The following is a 15071-nucleotide window of genomic DNA, read 5'->3' on the forward strand; positions in this document are numbered from 1 at the left end:
ATGCCGGGATGAACACCGCAGGTCACTCGAAGGCAACGGCGCCCCGAGGCCTGGAACTCACCCCGTTCCGAGGCCTTCGTTACGACCCCGACCGGGTCGGCAGCCTGGCCGCCGTGACATCCCCGCCCTACGACGTCGTGGTCCGCCCCGACGGCCTGCACCACCTCCAGTCCGCCGACCCGCACAACATCGTCCGGCTGATCCTGCCCGAGGCCGCCGCACCCGAGGAGCGCAACGCCCAGGCCGCCGAGACGCTCCGCCGCTGGCGCGCCGAGGGCGTCCTCACCCCCGACCCGGAACCCGGCCTGTACGTCTACGAGCAGCGCGACGGCGACGGCCTGGAGCAGCGGGGCGTGATCGGCGCCCTGCGCGTCTCCGAACCGGACGAGCACCTGGTGCTGCCGCACGAGGACGTCATGCCGCACATCGTCGCGGACCGCGCCGACCTGATGCGCGCCACCAGCGCCAACCTGGAGCCGCTGCTCCTCACCTACCGGGGCGACGACACGACGGCGGGCACGGCCGGCCTGATCGAGCGCACGGCCGGGCGGCCTCCGCTCCTGGCGACCACCACGGAGGACGGCGTCCACCATCGCCTGTGGCCGGTCACCGACCCGGCCGGCCTGGCGGTGATCCGCGACGAACTGTCCGCCCACCAGGCCCTCATCGCCGACGGCCACCACCGCTGGGCGACCTACCGCAGGCTGCGCGCGGAGCACCCTTCCCCCAGCCCGTGGGACCACGGCCTGGTGCTCCTTGTCGACACGGCCCGCTATCCGCTGCGGGTCCGCGCCATCCACCGCCTGCTGCACGGCCTGCCGGTCGCCAGGGCACTGAGAGCCCTGGACGGCTTCTTCCGCGTCCGCCGCCTGGATGTGCCGCTGCCGAAGGCGATGGACGCGCTGGCCGAGGCGGCGGAGGAGGGAAACGCGTTCCTCCTCACCGGGGACGACGGCGCCTTCCACCTCGTCGACCGGCCGGACCCGGCGCTGCTGGACCGCACGGTGCCCGTGGACCGCCCGGAGGCCTGGCGCACCCTGGACGCGACGGTCCTGCACGCCACGCTTCTCGACCACGTCTGGCGCGTGCCCGACGACCCCGCCCACATCGCGTACATCCACGACACGGCGGCCACGGTGGACAAGGCCCGCCGCGACGGCGGTACGGCGGTGCTGATGCACCCCGTGCACGAGGACGTGGTGCGGGAGCTCGCTCGCCAAGGGGTGACGATGCCCCGCAAGTCGACGTCGTTCGGCCCGAAACCGGCGTCGGGCCTGGTGCTGCGCGCACTGGACCTCTGAGGCGTCCGGACACATGAAAGGGGCGGGCTCCGGCATTCGGCCGGGGCCCGCCCCTTTCATGTGCGTGGTGCCGAGAGGACGTCAGTCCTTGTCGTCGTCCTGCGCGCCCCGCTCGTCACGGTCGGTGCCGTCCTGGTCCTCGTCCTCGTCCTCGACGAAGGCGTCCGTGAACTCGACGCCGTCCAGCTCGGCCAGCCGGTCGGAGGCGTCGGTGCTGCCGTCCCGGTCGGCCTCGACGGCCTTGGCGAACCACTCGCGCGCCTCGCCCTCACGACCGGCGGCGAGCAACGCGTCGGCGTACGCGTACCGCAGGCGCGCGGTCCACGGCTGCACGGAGTTCGACGCCAGCTCGGGGCTCTGGAGGGTGACGATGGCCGCGTCCAGCTGGCCCATGTCGCGCCGGGCGCCGGCCGCGACGAGCCGCATCTCGACCTGACCTGCCTTGTCCAGCTTCTGCACCTCGGGGGCGCCGGCCATGTCCAGCGCCTTCTCCGGCCGGCCGAGACCGCGCTCGCAGTCCGCCATCAGCGGCCACAGCTCCACGGTCCCGGTCATCCGCCGCGCGGCACGGAACTCGGCGAGGGCCTCGCCGTACTTCTGCGTCGCGTACGCGGCGAAGCCGGCCGCCTCCCGCACGGCGGCCACACGCGAGGCGAGCCGCAGGGCGATACGGGAGTAGGCGTAGGCGTGCTCGGGGTCCTCGTCGATGAGCCGGGCGACCATCACCAGGTTCTTGGCGACGTCCTCGGCGAGCGTCTTGGGCAGGCTCTGCAGCTCCTGCCGGACGTCCTTGTCGATCTCCTCGCCGGTGACGTCCTCGGGGATCGGCAGCCGCTTGATGGGCTCGCGGTCACGGTCCCGCTCGTCACGGAACCGGCCGCCGCCCTGGCGGTCGTCACGCCCACGGAAGCCACCGGGACGGCCACCCCGGTCGTCCCGACGCGGCCCGCGCCCACGGTCACGGTCGTCACGGCCGCGGAAGCCGCCACGGTCGCCCCGGTCACGGTCGTCACGCCGGAAGCCACCACCACGGGAGTCGCGGTCGCCACCACGGGTGTCGGTACGGCTGTCGCCACCGCGTCGGAAGCCGCCGCGGTCGCGGTCGTCGCGGCGGAAACCGCCACGGTCACCGCGGTCGTCGTCACGACGGAAGCCGCCGCGGTCGCCACGGTCGTCGGAGCGGCCGCGGTAGCCGCCACGGTCCCGGTCGTCACGGCGGTCATCACGGCGGTCATCGCGCCGGTCGTCCCTGCGGTCGTCGCGCCGGCCGTACCCACGGTCGTCGTCGCGGCGGAAGCCACCACGGTCACCACGGTTGTCGTCACGACGGAAACCGCCACGGTCGCCACGGTCGTCGGAACGACCGCGGTAGCCGCCACGGTCCCGGTCGTCACGGCGGTCGTCACGGCGGTCGTCACGACGGTCATCGCGGCGGTCGTCCCTGCGGTCGTCGCGCCGGCCGTACCCACGGTCGTCGTCGCGGCGGAAGCCACCGCGATCGCCACGGTTGTCGTCACGACGGAAACCGCCACGGTCACCACGGTCGTCGGAGCGGCCGCGGTAGCCGCCACGGTCCCGGTCGTCACGGCGGTCATCACGACGGTCGTCCCTGCGGTCGTCACGGCCGCGGTACCCGCCGCGATCGCCCCCGCGGTTGTCGCGGTTGTCGTCGCGTCCGCGGAAGTCGCCACGCTCGGGCCGGCCGCCGCTGCGGTCACGGTCGCCGGTGCGGTCCCTGTCACGGTCGTCGCGACGGAAGGGAGGACGGTCGCCGTCCCTGCGGAAGCCACGGTCGCGGTCGTTGCCGCGACGGGGGCCGCCGCGCTGGCCGCCACGGTCCGAACGGTCACCACTGTCCCGTCGGCGCTGGTCGCGCTCCGGTCGGTCGTCGGGAGAGTTGGTGGACATCGGTGACTCCTGTCTCGGGTACTGCAAGCATAAATACAAAAAGGACCCCTGGCCCCAGCTGAACGCTGGCGACCAGGGGTCCTTCCAAAGATTGTTCGGCGGCGTCCTACTCTCCCACAGGGTCCCCCCTGCAGTACCATCGGCGCTGTAAGGCTTAGCTTCCGGGTTCGGAATGTAACCGGGCGTTTCCCCTACGCTATGACCACCGAAACCCTAATGGTTTCGAGCGAACAAGCACACTCTTCTGTTATGCGTTCTACTCAAAGCCGACAACGGTCGTTGTCTCAGAACTAACACAGTGGACGCGAGCAACTGAGGACAAGCCCTCGGCCTATTAGTACCGGTCAACTCCACACGTTACCGTGCTTCCATATCCGGCCTATCAACCCAGTCGTCTACTGGGAGCCTTACCCCATCAAGTGGGTGGGAGTCCTCATCTCGAAGCAGGCTTCCCGCTTAGATGCTTTCAGCGGTTATCCCTCCCGAACGTAGCCAACCAGCCATGCCCTTGGCAGAACAACTGGCACACCAGAGGTTCGTCCGTCCCGGTCCTCTCGTACTAGGGACAGCCCTTCTCAAGACTCCTACGCGCACAGCGGATAGGGACCGAACTGTCTCACGACGTTCTAAACCCAGCTCGCGTACCGCTTTAATGGGCGAACAGCCCAACCCTTGGGACCGACTCCAGCCCCAGGATGCGACGAGCCGACATCGAGGTGCCAAACCATCCCGTCGATATGGACTCTTGGGGAAGATCAGCCTGTTATCCCCGGGGTACCTTTTATCCGTTGAGCGACGGCGCTTCCACAAGCCACCGCCGGATCACTAGTCCCGACTTTCGTCCCTGCTCGACCCGTCGGTCTCACAGTCAAGCTCCCTTGTGCACTTACACTCAACACCTGATTACCAACCAGGCTGAGGGAACCTTTGGGCGCCTCCGTTACCCTTTAGGAGGCAACCGCCCCAGTTAAACTACCCATCAGACACTGTCCCTGATCCGGATCACGGACCCAGGTTAGACATCCAGCACGACCAGACTGGTATTTCAACGACGACTCCCACCGAACTGGCGTCCGATGCTCAAAGTCTCCCAGCTATCCTACACAAGCCGAACCGAACACCAATATCAAACTGTAGTAAAGGTCCCGGGGTCTTTCCGTCCTGCTGCGCGAAACGAGCATCTTTACTCGTAGTGCAATTTCACCGGGCCTATGGTTGAGACAGTCGAGAAGTCGTTACGCCATTCGTGCAGGTCGGAACTTACCCGACAAGGAATTTCGCTACCTTAGGATGGTTATAGTTACCACCGCCGTTTACTGGCGCTTAAGTTCTCAGCTTCGCCTGGACGAATCCAAGCTAACCGGTCCCCTTAACGTTCCAGCACCGGGCAGGCGTCAGTCCGTATACATCGCCTTACGGCTTCGCACGGACCTGTGTTTTTAGTAAACAGTCGCTTCTCGCTGGTCTCTGCGGCCACCCCCAGCTCAGAGCGCGAAGCTCATCACCGGATGTGGCCCCCCTTCTCCCGAAGTTACGGGGGCATTTTGCCGAGTTCCTTAACCATAGTTCACCCGAACGCCTCGGTATTCTCTACCTGACCACCTGAGTCGGTTTAGGGTACGGGCCGCCATGAAACTCGCTAGAGGCTTTTCTCGACAGCATAGGATCATCCACTTCACCACAATCGGCTCGGCATCAGGTCTCAGACACATGCCAGGCGGATTTGCCTACCTGACGTCCTACACCCTTACCCCGGGACAACCACCGCCCGGGATGGACTACCTTCCTGCGTCACCCCATCACTCACCTACTACCAGCTCGGGTCACCGGCTCCACCACTCCGACCTCGTCCGAAGACTCAGCCGGCGGCTTCACGGGCTTAGCATCACTGGATTCGATGTTTGACGCTTCACAGCGGGTACCGGAATATCAACCGGTTATCCATCGACTACGCCTGTCGGCCTCGCCTTAGGTCCCGACTTACCCTGGGCAGATCAGCTTGACCCAGGAACCCTTAGTCAATCGGCGCACACGTTTCTCACGTGTGAATCGCTACTCATGCCTGCATTCTCACTCGTCAACCGTCCACAACTCGCTTACGCGGCTGCTTCACCCGGCAGACGACGCTCCCCTACCCATCACGATCCCCGTTGGGGGTACATATCGCAATGACACGACTTCGGCGGTACGCTTGAGCCCCGCTACATTGTCGGCGCGGAATCACTAGACCAGTGAGCTATTACGCACTCTTTCAAGGGTGGCTGCTTCTAAGCCAACCTCCTGGTTGTCTGTGCGACTCCACATCCTTTCCCACTTAGCGTACGCTTAGGGGCCTTAGTCGATGCTCTGGGCTGTTTCCCTCTCGACCATGGAGCTTATCCCCCACAGTCTCACTGCCGCGCTCTCACTTACCGGCATTCGGAGTTTGGCTAAGGTCAGTAACCCGGTAGGGCCCATCGCCTATCCAGTGCTCTACCTCCGGCAAGAAACACACGACGCTGCACCTAAATGCATTTCGGGGAGAACCAGCTATCACGGAGTTTGATTGGCCTTTCACCCCTAACCACAGGTCATCCCCCAGGTTTTCAACCCTGGTGGGTTCGGTCCTCCACGAAGTCTTACCTCCGCTTCAACCTGCCCATGGCTAGATCACTCCGCTTCGGGTCTTGAGCGTGCTACTACAGCGCCCTGTTCGGACTCGCTTTCGCTACGGCTTCCCCACCCGGGTTAACCTCGCAACACACCGCAAACTCGCAGGCTCATTCTTCAAAAGGCACGCAGTCACGACGTTGAGTGCAAGCACTCAACGCGACGCTCCCACGGCTTGTAGGCACACGGTTTCAGGTACTATTTCACTCCGCTCCCGCGGTACTTTTCACCATTCCCTCACGGTACTATCCGCTATCGGTCACCAGGGAATATTTAGGCTTAGCGGGTGGTCCCGCCAGATTCACACGGGATTTCTCGGGCCCCGTGCTACTTGGGTGTCTCTCAAACGAGCCGCTGACGTTTCGACTACGGGGGTCTTACCCTCTACGCCGGACCTTTCGCATGTCCTTCGCCTACATCAACGGTTTCTGACTCGCCTCATGGCCGGCAGACCATGAAAGAGAGATCCCACAACCCCGAATGCGCAACCCCTGCCGGGTCTCACACGCATACGGTTTGGCCTCATCCGGTTTCGCTCGCCACTACTCCCGGAATCACGGTTGTTTTCTCTTCCTGCGGGTACTGAGATGTTTCACTTCCCCGCGTTCCCTCCACTTGCCCTATGTGTTCAGGCAAGGGTGACAGCCCATGACGACTGCCGGGTTTCCCCATTCGGACACCCCCGGATCAAAGCCTGGTTGACGACTCCCCGGGGCCTATCGTGGCCTCCCACGTCCTTCATCGGTTCCTGGTGCCAAGGCATCCACCGTGCGCCCTTAAAAACTTGGCCACAGATGCTCGCGTCCACTGTGCAGTTCTCAAACAACGACCAACCACCCATCACCCCAAGCCAAACGGCTTGAGTGCACTGGGGCCGGCACTGAAGGCGACCACACGGCCGTACCCTCAGACACCCAACAGCGTGCCCGACACACTCCCCGCTTCCCTCAACGTTCCACGCTCCGAAGAGCAGTACTGGAAGGAGAAGACGATCAAGTGCGCCGAGTAGTCAACGTTCCACCCATGAGCAACCAGCATCAGACGTTCGCTGATGAACTGGCCTCTGACCAACCGGAGTTGGTGAGAAGTGCTCCTTAGAAAGGAGGTGATCCAGCCGCACCTTCCGGTACGGCTACCTTGTTACGACTTCGTCCCAATCGCCAGTCCCACCTTCGACAGCTCCCTCCCACAAGGGGTTGGGCCACCGGCTTCGGGTGTTACCGACTTTCGTGACGTGACGGGCGGTGTGTACAAGGCCCGGGAACGTATTCACCGCAGCAATGCTGATCTGCGATTACTAGCGACTCCGACTTCATGGGGTCGAGTTGCAGACCCCAATCCGAACTGAGACCGGCTTTTTGAGATTCGCTCCACCTCGCGGTATCGCAGCTCATTGTACCGGCCATTGTAGCACGTGTGCAGCCCAAGACATAAGGGGCATGATGACTTGACGTCGTCCCCACCTTCCTCCGAGTTGACCCCGGCGGTCTCCCGTGAGTCCCCAGCACCACAAGGGCCTGCTGGCAACACGGGACAAGGGTTGCGCTCGTTGCGGGACTTAACCCAACATCTCACGACACGAGCTGACGACAGCCATGCACCACCTGTACACCGACCACAAGGGGGGCACCATCTCTGATGCTTTCCGGTGTATGTCAAGCCTTGGTAAGGTTCTTCGCGTTGCGTCGAATTAAGCCACATGCTCCGCCGCTTGTGCGGGCCCCCGTCAATTCCTTTGAGTTTTAGCCTTGCGGCCGTACTCCCCAGGCGGGGCACTTAATGCGTTAGCTGCGGCACGGACGACGTGGAATGTCGCCCACACCTAGTGCCCACCGTTTACGGCGTGGACTACCAGGGTATCTAATCCTGTTCGCTCCCCACGCTTTCGCTCCTCAGCGTCAGTATCGGCCCAGAGATCCGCCTTCGCCACCGGTGTTCCTCCTGATATCTGCGCATTTCACCGCTACACCAGGAATTCCGATCTCCCCTACCGAACTCTAGCCTGCCCGTATCGACTGCAGACCCGGGGTTAAGCCCCGGGCTTTCACAACCGACGTGACAAGCCGCCTACGAGCTCTTTACGCCCAATAATTCCGGACAACGCTCGCGCCCTACGTATTACCGCGGCTGCTGGCACGTAGTTAGCCGGCGCTTCTTCTGCAGGTACCGTCACTTTCGCTTCTTCCCTGCTGAAAGAGGTTTACAACCCGAAGGCCGTCATCCCTCACGCGGCGTCGCTGCATCAGGCTTTCGCCCATTGTGCAATATTCCCCACTGCTGCCTCCCGTAGGAGTCTGGGCCGTGTCTCAGTCCCAGTGTGGCCGGTCGCCCTCTCAGGCCGGCTACCCGTCGTCGCCTTGGTGAGCCATTACCTCACCAACAAGCTGATAGGCCGCGGGCTCATCCTGCACCGCCGGAGCTTTCGAACCGCTTGGATGCCCAAGCGGGTCAGTATCCGGTATTAGACCCCGTTTCCAGGGCTTGTCCCAGAGTGCAGGGCAGATTGCCCACGTGTTACTCACCCGTTCGCCACTAATCCCCTCCCGAAGGAGGTTCATCGTTCGACTTGCATGTGTTAAGCACGCCGCCAGCGTTCGTCCTGAGCCAGGATCAAACTCTCCGTGAATGTTTACCCGACAGTGCTTAATTAAAAGCGCGGGTGCACACATCACGAGAGCGGAACATCGGGAGGAATAGTCCCGACGTTCACAGCGTCCTCGCTGTGTTTTTTCAAAGGAACCTCGACCATCCGAAACCGGATGGACGGGGTATCAACATATCTGGCGTTGACTTTTGGCACGCTGTTGAGTTCTCAAGGAACGGACGCTTCCTTCGTACTCACCCTCTCGGGCTTTCCTCCGGGCGCTTCCCTTCGGTCTTGCGTTTCCGACTCTATCAGACCCTTTCGGCTCCGATTCCCGGTCGACGGGATGTCGTTGGGCTTTGGGCTTTCACCCGTCGTCCTTTCGACATTCACTACGTTAACCGATCTCCCCGCCCGATTCATAATCGGGGCCGGCGGCTTCGAATTCAGGCATGCGGACACGCCGGAATCGACCCCGCTGATGGGGTGGTCGTAGGTAGTGGGTTGGCCGCTTGCGGATGCAGAACGAACGCCCTGCCCGGCTCAAGCGGCTCGGGCTACGTTACGCATCTTCCACGGGCGAGTCAACTTCGGCGCCGACGCGGCACGTGGGCGCGGTAGGGGCTGACCGTCGGATCGTCCGCCACCCAGTACCGCCACGGGTGCACGCCCCCCTCCCCGGAGACGCCGGTGCGCGGTCCGTTCCGCACCTGGGAGGAATCGACGGGCGTGCCGTGGAGGATGCGGAGCGGAGTGTCGCCGGTGGCGCAGGCGTCCGTGCCGTTGAGGGAGCGGTCGACGTCCAGGGCTGTCGCGAGGCGGGCCGGGCCCTTGGCCAGTTCCTTGTCGTTCCGGGCGGAAAGCCGGCGGGTGCGGGCGAGCTCCGCGCTCGAGGATCTCATCCGCGCTCAGCAGCACCGCGCTCGCCCGCCCCTGGAAGGCCCTGTTCATGCAAGACCACATGCGTAGGTGACTCACCAGGCATGTATGTCGTTGGTCCGCATCATCCGCAAGCGACGACAAACAGGAGACAGGCAGTGCGAGCGATCATCTACGCCAGACTCAGCCCCACTCCGAGGGGCGAGGAGTCCAAGGGTGGAAACCTGACACAACAGGTCGAGCTGAGTCAGGCGCTGTGCGACCGGAAGGGCTGGTCGGTCGTAGCCACGATCGTTGAGAAGGACACGTCGGCTTCGACGAAGCGGGGAACCAAGCGGAGCGCCGAGTGGGAGCGCGTCAAGGCTCTGGTGGAGGACGGCAAGGCAGACGCCATCGTGTCCCGCCACTACGACCGTATGTACCGCACCCCCTGGGACCTCGAGGATCTGGTCGACCTGGCCGAGGCGACCGGCGTCACGCTGGCCGCCGCACAGGCGCAGGGAGTGCTCGACCTGTCCACCCCGTCCGGCCGTCTCGCTGCTCGCATCGGCGCTGTGGTGGCTCGCAACGAGACCGAGATGCGAGTTGAGCGTCAGATACTCGGACACCAGCGGCGCCGGGAGTCGGGGAGGCCCTTCTGGAGTACTCGCCCCTTCGGCTTCGAGCGGGACGGCAGGCACCGGGAAGCAGAGGCGGAAGCCCTGCTGCAGGCGTACCAGGATGTCCTGGCCGGCGTCACCCTCTGGTCCGTCGCGAAGGACTGGAACACACGTGGACTGCTCTCGCCTCACGGCAAGGAGTGGCGCAGCTCGAACCTTCGGAGCGTCCTCTTGAAGCCGAGGAACGCGGGAATCCAGACGTACTCGCAGTGGGTCGAGAAGCCGGACGGGGAGCGCGTGCGGCGGACCGAGGAGACCGGCGCGGGCAACTGGGAGGCGATCGTCTCTGAGGGCATGTTCCGGGCCTTGGTCCGCCACCTGAGCGACCCCGAGCGCAACACGGGCGGTGGCGGCAAGCGCAAGGCCCTGTTGTCCGGCGTGGTCCGCTGCTCGAAGTGTCAGGCCGCCGTCACCCAAGGGTGGAGCAGGAAGAACGCGGCAGGAGAGCGGTACCGCATCTACACCTGTTCAGGTGACCGGTGCATCACCTGCCCCGCGGACCCTCTCGACTCCTTCATGGTCAGGAAGGTCATCGGCAGGGCCGAGGAGTGGAACGCGGCGCCGGCCACGGATCCCGCAGACGAGGAGCGAGAGGCCGAGCTGCTGGCCGAGGAGACGGCAGCATCCGAGAGGCGCACCGCCCTGGCGGAGATGTTCGCCGTAGGTGACATCGACGCATCGACCTTGCGGACGGGCATCGGCAGGTGCGACGCCGACCTGACCGAAATCCGGACTGAGCTGGCAGACCTGGCAGCGAAGCGGGTACGCGTCGACCTGGGTGACGACGAGTACCTGTGGGAGGAACTGGACTACGAGGACCCCGACCGCATCGACTACGTGCGGACCGTCGTCATGCAAGTCTGCGAGCGCGTCGAGCTGATGCCGCGTGGTCGAGGGGTTCGAAGCTTCAAGGCCGAGCACTGCCGGATCACGTTCCGGCACCCCTGAGACCCGGTCACGGCTTGGCGCGCGGGCTCAGGCGATACGCCGAGACCGTCGGATCGCCGGCGAGGTAGAACCTGTGTTGCCAGTCGTGGGCCTTGCTCACGCCGACCCGAGGACCGACCCGGATGAGCGCGGCAGGTACAGGCTCCCCCTCGGACAACACGACCGAGGTACCCGTGAGGAGGTCTGCACCGTTGTGTTCCGCTGTGATGCCGAGCGCCTGGCAGAAGTTCCCGGGACCTCGGGCAAGGCGTGGACTCTCGACCTTCTCCCCTCGCCGCTCGCGGGCCAGGTCTTCCCCCTCGATGACCTTGCCTGCCCGGATGAGGACAGCCGAGGCGATGCCATCCGTCCCGGTGACGACGTTGGCGCACCAGTGGAGACCATGGGACCGGTAGACGTACAGGTGTCCTGCGGGTCCGAACATGACGGCGTTACGGGGTGTCCGGCCGCGGTAGGCGTGGGAAGCCGGGTCGGCCGCGCCGGAGTACGCCTCTGTCTCGCTGATGGCGATGCTTACGCTCCCCTCGGCAGTTTTGCAGGTGAGTACACTCCCGAGCAGCTTGGGGGCGACCTCTTCGGCAGGGTGGGCGAGGAGATCGACGTTCATCCCGACCGCCTTGACATGCCGTAGGTGAAGTAGACGTACATAGGGCCGGGCGCACCGAACATCAGGGCGATCGGGCCGTCCGGGGTGTCGCGGACGAGGAGGCGGCCGAGCAGGTCGGGGGCGACCTCGAGGACGGGCCGGTCGAAGAACTCCCTCGGCAGGGGCGTACGGTCGGGGCTCGCGATCATGCCGTCCGAGGGTACTGGAGGCGGGGCCGGCGCCGGGCTGGTCAACCGGTCGCCGCGGCCGCCGGGGTGTGGGGCACACGGAACCGGCCGCGGCCGGATCGCGTTGTTAGGGATCGGAGTCCGGCGCACGACGTGCTGCTGGCCCGCGGATCGGGTGTGACCCAGCCGGGGTCGCCTGGAGAGGGAGAGACATGGCGTTCAAGAAGCTGCTGGCGAGTCTGGGGGCCGGCGGGGCCTCGGTCGAGACGGTGCTGCACGAGGTCAACGTCGTTCCTGGGGGCGTGGTCCAGGGCGAGGTGCGGATCCAGGGCGGGTCCGTGAACCAGCAGATCGAAGGGCTGTCGGTCGGTCTTCAGGCCAAGGTCGAGGTCGAGAGCGGCGACGAGGAGTACAAGCAGAACATCGAGTTCACCAAGCAGCAGCTGGGCGGGGCCTTCGAGCTGCAGGCGGGCGCGGTGCACGCCGTGCAGTTCGGGCTCGAGATCCCGTGGGAGACGCCGATCACGATGATCGACGGGCAGCCGCTGCGCGGGATGGACATCGGTGTGACCACCGAGCTGGCGATCGCGCGGGCCGTCGACTCCGGTGACCTGGACCCGATCAGCGTGCACCCGCTGCCGGCGCAGAAGGCGATCCTGGACGCGTTCATCCAGCTCGGCTTCCGTTTCAAGAGCGCGGACATGGAGCGCGGCCACATCCGGGGGACGCGGCAGAAGCTGCCGTTCTACCAGGAGATCGAGTTCTACCCGCCGTCGCAGTACCGCGGGCTGAACCAGGTGGAGCTGAGCTTCGTCGCCGACGCGCAGGCGATGGACGTCGTGCTGGAGATGGACAAGAGGCCGGGTCTGTTCAGCGAGGGCAGCGACACGTTCCGTTCCTTCCAGGTGGGCCTGAACGACTACCAGGGGACCGACTGGGCGGCATACCTGAACCAGTGGCTGTCGGAGGTCGGCTCCAAGCGGAACTGGTTCTAGGCTCGTTCGGGACCGAACGTCATCGATCAGGAGGTACCGAGGTGACCGAGCTCAAGCGGCGGCCGCTCCCCCATGACTTCCATCCGCCCGTGCCGTCGTTCACGGTGACGAGCGAGGATGTGACGGCGGGGGCGACGCTCAAGGACGCTCAGGTCCACGCGGCGGGCAACACGTCGCCGCACCTGCGCTGGGAGGGTTTCCCGCCGGAGACCAAGAGCTTCGCCGTGACCTGCTACGACCCGGACGCCCCGACGGGCAGCGGGTTCTGGCACTGGGTGGTGTTCGACATCCCGGCCTCGGTGACCGAGCTGGCGGCCGGCGCCGGGAGCGGCTCGTTCGAGGGGCTGCCGGAGGGCGCCGTCCACGCGCGGAACGACTACGGCACCAAGGAGTTCGGCGGCGCCGCGCCGCCGCCCGGTGACGGTCCGCACCGGTACGTGTTCACCGTGTACGCCGTGGACCAGGAGAAGCTGGGTCCGGACGCGGACGCCTCTCCCGCGGTGGTGGGCTTCAACCTGCGGTTCCACACGCTCGCGCGCGCCCAGCTGATCGGTGAGTACGAGGTGCCCGCGGAGTCCTGAGTCCCCCGCGCGACACCGGACGTTCCCGGAACGTTTGCCCGCCCCTGGTCTTGGAATTGATCAGGGGCGGGCATTTTTCCGTCGGGGTCCCCGGGAGTCGTCTCCCGTGGGAGCAGCGGATATTGCGTTGTCCATCCCGGCGCGCCCGGCCAGAGTTGTTCCAGCCCGCCGAGGGGCGGGCCGGTGCGCACGGGAGGTGGGCTGGTATGCGGGACACGCTGGTGCTGAACGCGAGCTTCGAGCCGTTGTCGACGGTGACGCTGAACCGAGCCGTCGTTCTGGTGCTGCAGGACAAGGCCGTCGTCGAGCAGGCCCATCCCGAACTGCGGATGCGGGGAGCCGCGGTCGACATACCGGCGCCCCGGGTGATCAGGCTCTGCCAATACGTGCGGGTGCCGTTCCGAAGACGTGCGCCGTGGTCGAGGCGGGGTGTGCTGGTGAGGGACCGGCACCGGTGCGCGTACTGCGGCCGGCGGGCGACGACCGTCGACCATGTGGTGCCGCGTTCGCTCGGCGGGCAGGACACCTGGCTGAACACGGTGGCCTCGTGCGCCGAGGACAATCACCGCAAGGCCGACCGGACGCCGGAGCAGGCGGGGATGCCGTTGCTGCGTGAGCCGTACGAGCCGACGCCGGCGGACGCGATGCTGTTGGCTCTCGCCCGGGATGACTTCGAGGCGCTGCCGGAGTGGCTGGCGTCGGCCGCGGCGTGACGGTTTCGCCGTAGGGGTTGAGCTGACAGCCCGGGTGCGGGTTCGTCGTGGTTGATCGCGCGCAGTTCCCCGCGCCCCTGGTGAGGGGGTGCGGGGAACGCGTGTTTTCCGGGTGCTCTCAGTCGATCGAGGGGTTTTCGCGGCGTTCCTGGGCGGGGACGTTCGCCGTGGTGCCGTTGCCACCCAGGCTGGAGCCGAAGTTGCCGACGGCGCCGGAGAGGCCCTTGAGGGCGTCGCCGATCTCGCTGGGGACGATCCACAGCTTGTTGGCGTCGCCCTCGGCGATCTTCGGCAGCATCTGGAGGTACTGGTAGGAAAGCAGCTTCTGGTCCGGGTCGCCGGCGTGGATGGCCTCGAAGACCGTGCGGACGGCCTGGGCCTCGCCCTCGGCGCGCAGCGCGGCGGCCTTGGCCTCACCTTCGGCGCGCAGGATCTGGGACTGCTTCTCGCCCTCGGCGCGCAGGATCTCGGACTGCCGGACACCTTCGGCCTGGAGGATCGCGGCGCGCTTGTCGCGGTCGGCGCGCATCTGCTTCTCCATCGAGTCCTGGATGGAGGTGGGCGGCTCGATCGCCTTGAGCTCCACGCGGTTGACGCGGATGCCCCACTTGCCGGTGGCCTCGTCGAGGACGCCGCGCAGCGCCGCGTTGATCTCCTCGCGGGACGTGAGGGTCCGCTCGAGGTCCATGCCGCCGATGATGTTGCGCAGGGTGGTGACGGTCAGCTGCTCGATGGCCTGGATGTAGCTGGCGACCTCGTAGGTGGCGGCCCGGGCGTCGGTCACCTGGTAGTAGATGACGGTGTCGATGTTGACGACCAGGTTGTCCTGGGTGATCACCGGCTGCGGCGGGAAGGGGACGACCTGCTCGCGGAGGTCGATGCGGTTGCGGATGGTGTCGATGAACGGGACGACGATGTTGAGGCCCGCGTTGAGCGTCCGCGTGTAACGGCCGAAGCGCTCGACAATGGCGGCGCTGGCCTGTGGGATGACTTGGATCGTCTTGATCAGGGCGATGAAGACCAACACCACCAGGATGATCAGGACGATGATGACCGGTTCCATCGTCGGTTCCCCGAACC

Annotated in this window: 9 protein-coding genes, 3 rRNA genes and 2 pseudogenes; 6 read left to right on the forward strand and 8 right to left on the reverse strand. The window is 65.6% G+C overall.

Annotated features, from left to right (window positions below):
* The first annotated feature begins 8 nt into the window (after positions 1-8).
* Positions 9-1301, forward strand: a complete 1293-nt coding sequence (locus MTR79_RS23855; protein WP_244791935.1) for a DUF1015 domain-containing protein — start codon at positions 9-11, stop codon at positions 1299-1301.
* A gap of 81 nt (positions 1302-1382) precedes the next feature.
* Here MTR79_RS23855 and MTR79_RS23860 read toward each other — a convergent pair whose 3' ends face one another.
* Positions 1383-2024: a tetratricopeptide repeat protein gene (locus MTR79_RS23860; RefSeq protein ID WP_244791936.1), complete on the reverse strand. Its 642-nt coding sequence runs from the start codon at positions 2022-2024 to the stop codon at positions 1383-1385.
* On the opposite strand from MTR79_RS23860, the gene MTR79_RS23865 reads away from it, so the two are divergent.
* Positions 1989-3215, forward strand: coding sequence for a hypothetical protein (locus MTR79_RS23865; RefSeq protein ID WP_244791937.1), 1227 nt, complete (start codon positions 1989-1991; stop codon positions 3213-3215). The genes MTR79_RS23860 and MTR79_RS23865 overlap by 36 nt on opposite strands.
* An 87-nt stretch (positions 3216-3302) precedes the next feature.
* Here the strand turns inward: MTR79_RS23865 and rrf are convergent.
* From rrf to MTR79_RS23885, 4 genes and pseudogenes are all read right to left on the reverse strand, one after another.
* A 5S ribosomal RNA gene (gene rrf, locus MTR79_RS23870) occupies positions 3303-3419 on the reverse strand.
* Positions 3420-3523: 104 nt separating this feature from the next.
* A 23S ribosomal RNA gene (locus MTR79_RS23875) occupies positions 3524-6648 on the reverse strand.
* A gap of 308 nt (positions 6649-6956) precedes the next feature.
* Positions 6957-8484, reverse strand: a 16S ribosomal RNA gene (locus tag MTR79_RS23880).
* Together the 16S, 23S and 5S rRNA genes form the textbook arrangement of a ribosomal RNA operon.
* Positions 8485-9026: 542 nt before the next feature.
* Positions 9027-9378: pseudogene (locus tag MTR79_RS23885) on the reverse strand (DNA-3-methyladenine glycosylase); the annotation flags it as partial.
* 47 nt (positions 9379-9425) lie between these two features.
* Between MTR79_RS23885 and MTR79_RS23890 the strand changes: the two are divergent.
* Positions 9426-10928, forward strand: a complete 1503-nt coding sequence (locus tag MTR79_RS23890; protein WP_244791938.1) for a recombinase family protein — start codon at positions 9426-9428, stop codon at positions 10926-10928.
* A gap of 7 nt (positions 10929-10935) precedes the next feature.
* Here MTR79_RS23890 and MTR79_RS23895 read toward each other — a convergent pair whose 3' ends face one another.
* The gene (locus tag MTR79_RS23895; protein WP_244791939.1) at positions 10936-11535 is read right to left on the reverse strand and encodes a DNA-3-methyladenine glycosylase; all 600 of its coding nucleotides are present in this window, start codon (positions 11533-11535) and stop codon (positions 10936-10938) included.
* A 20-nt stretch (positions 11536-11555) separates the two neighbouring features.
* A pseudogene (locus MTR79_RS23900) lies at positions 11556-11723 on the reverse strand (3-methyladenine DNA glycosylase); the annotation flags it as partial.
* A gap of 191 nt (positions 11724-11914) precedes the next feature.
* On the opposite strand from MTR79_RS23900, the gene MTR79_RS23905 reads away from it, so the two are divergent.
* The 3 genes from MTR79_RS23905 to MTR79_RS23915 all read left to right on the forward strand — a co-directional run bounded on the left by MTR79_RS23905 (position 11915) and on the right by MTR79_RS23915 (position 13991).
* On the forward strand, positions 11915-12697 hold the full coding sequence (locus MTR79_RS23905; protein ID WP_114873390.1) for a sporulation protein: 783 nt from the start codon (positions 11915-11917) through the stop codon (positions 12695-12697).
* Positions 12698-12738: 41 nt separating this feature from the next.
* On the forward strand, positions 12739-13278 hold the full coding sequence (locus tag MTR79_RS23910; RefSeq protein ID WP_244791941.1) for a YbhB/YbcL family Raf kinase inhibitor-like protein: 540 nt from the start codon (positions 12739-12741) through the stop codon (positions 13276-13278).
* 206 nt (positions 13279-13484) lie between these two features.
* Complete coding sequence (locus tag MTR79_RS23915; RefSeq protein WP_048458543.1) at positions 13485-13991, forward strand: HNH endonuclease; 507 nt, start codon at positions 13485-13487, stop codon at positions 13989-13991.
* A gap of 118 nt (positions 13992-14109) precedes the next feature.
* Here MTR79_RS23915 and MTR79_RS23920 read toward each other — a convergent pair whose 3' ends face one another.
* Positions 14110-15054 carry an SPFH domain-containing protein gene (locus MTR79_RS23920; protein ID WP_048458542.1) on the reverse strand — a complete coding sequence of 315 codons (945 nt, stop codon included), beginning with the start codon at positions 15052-15054 and terminating at the stop codon, positions 14110-14112.
* Between the last annotated feature and the right edge of the window lie 17 nt (positions 15055-15071).

The sequence above is a fragment of the Streptomyces sp. BJ20 genome, assembly GCF_022869105.1.
GTDB classification, from domain to species: Bacteria; Actinomycetota; Actinomycetes; order Streptomycetales; family Streptomycetaceae; genus Streptomyces; species Streptomyces griseoincarnatus.

Coding starts and splice junctions, on each gene's coding strand:
- MTR79_RS23895 (WP_244791939.1), bottom strand. CDS start 11,535: ATGAACGTCGATCTCCTCGCCCACCCTGCCGAAGAGGTCGCCCCCAAG.
- MTR79_RS23905 (WP_114873390.1), top strand. CDS start 11,915: ATGGCGTTCAAGAAGCTGCTGGCGAGTCTGGGGGCCGGCGGGGCCTCG.
- MTR79_RS23890 (WP_244791938.1), top strand. CDS start 9,426: ATGTATGTCGTTGGTCCGCATCATCCGCAAGCGACGACAAACAGGAGA.
- MTR79_RS23920 (WP_048458542.1), bottom strand. CDS start 15,054: ATGGAACCGGTCATCATCGTCCTGATCATCCTGGTGGTGTTGGTCTTC.
- MTR79_RS23915 (WP_048458543.1), top strand. CDS start 13,485: ATGCGGGACACGCTGGTGCTGAACGCGAGCTTCGAGCCGTTGTCGACG.
- MTR79_RS23855 (WP_244791935.1), top strand. CDS start 9: ATGAACACCGCAGGTCACTCGAAGGCAACGGCGCCCCGAGGCCTGGAA.
- MTR79_RS23860 (WP_244791936.1), bottom strand. CDS start 2,024: ATGGTCGCCCGGCTCATCGACGAGGACCCCGAGCACGCCTACGCCTAC.